This window comes from Vibrio sp. Vb0349 (genome assembly GCF_033338975.1).
The window spans coordinates 1-1,134 of sequence record NZ_JAWOTS010000363.1; the positions used below are offsets into that span (position 1 = coordinate 1).

The 1,134-nt window shown below is 44.3% G+C and carries 2 protein-coding genes; one reads left to right on the plus strand and one right to left on the minus strand.

Features of this window, described 5'->3' with window-relative positions; translation table 11 throughout:
• The coding region (locus R7Q47_RS25855) for a LysE family translocator (protein WP_318090210.1) at window positions 1-411 on the minus strand (411 nt) is incomplete at its 3' end.
• A 228-nt stretch (window positions 412-639) separates the two neighbouring features.
• Here R7Q47_RS25855 and R7Q47_RS25860 point away from each other — a divergent pair.
• Window positions 640-1,134 (plus strand): AraC family ligand binding domain-containing protein (locus tag R7Q47_RS25860; protein ID WP_318090211.1); only part of this gene is annotated, 495 nt, incomplete at its 3' end.

The following is a 1,134-nucleotide window of genomic DNA, read 5'->3' on the forward strand; positions in this document are numbered from 1 at the left end:
GGACTGAGGCAAAAACATCACAAAAAAGACCAACGCTTTAGGGTTGAGCAAATTGCTCATTAATGCACGTTGATAGTAGGTCGATGCCATCTTATTTTTTTGATCAAGCTCTGGAGCAGATGAAGCTTCTGCTCTCAAGCAATCCCAACCCATTTTAAGTAGGTACGCACCACCTAAAAGGTGAAGTACTTTGAGTGCCACAGGGCTCATCGCAATCAGGGTTGAAACCCCCATCGCAGCAAGTAAAGTAAGGATAAGGCCAGACGTCGCGTTCCCCAGACTGGCAAATAAGCCAACCTTTTTGCCGTAGCTCATACTTGAGCTCGCAATCAGCAACATATCAGGGCCAGGCAAAAGCAATAAGGCGATAACCGCCGTGAGATAAATAGGAAGTACAGCTAAATCGATCATGATGGAACAGGTTTTCTACAACAAGGCGGCGAATCTTATACCAATAAATCAAACTCGACCAGATTAAATACCTTTAAATGTAGCCATATTTAGAAAGGATAAATCACCAATTCACTCATATAAAAACAATTAACCTTTTTAACGATACTGAATAGCAATTTTGTACAAAAATAAGCACGATGGATACGTTACACTCGTATGACGAACTTCTCGAGCAGATTGGAAACAATGAAAGAAAAGAACAAGGAAATCGCGACATTCAAAATTGCTCAAGAACTTGGTGGCTTGGAGCTGCTAGATGCTAAGTATGAAAAGCAGAACTTCTCTCGGCACAGTCACGAAGGCTACACCATTGGTGTGATCGAAAAAGGCGCTCAACAATTTTTCCGCACTGGCGGCAACCACATTGCACCACAAGACAGCATTATCTTAGTTAACGCTGATGAAGTGCATAACGGCCATTCAGCAACCGAGGGGGGCTGGGAATACAAAGCAATGTATCCTGTGTCAGAACAATTTCAAACCTTGGGGCAAGAGCTTGGCTCACCCAATATCGCGCTGCCCTATTTCCCTCAACCTGTGGTTTATGATCCCGAACTGGCAAGCCAATTGCGCTTGGTGTTTGAGACTCTAGAAAAATCGGACAATCGACTGCTGCGAGAGACCTTGGTGTACGGTACGTTGATCAAATTGGCGAGTAAACACAGCACTCACCGCGCACCA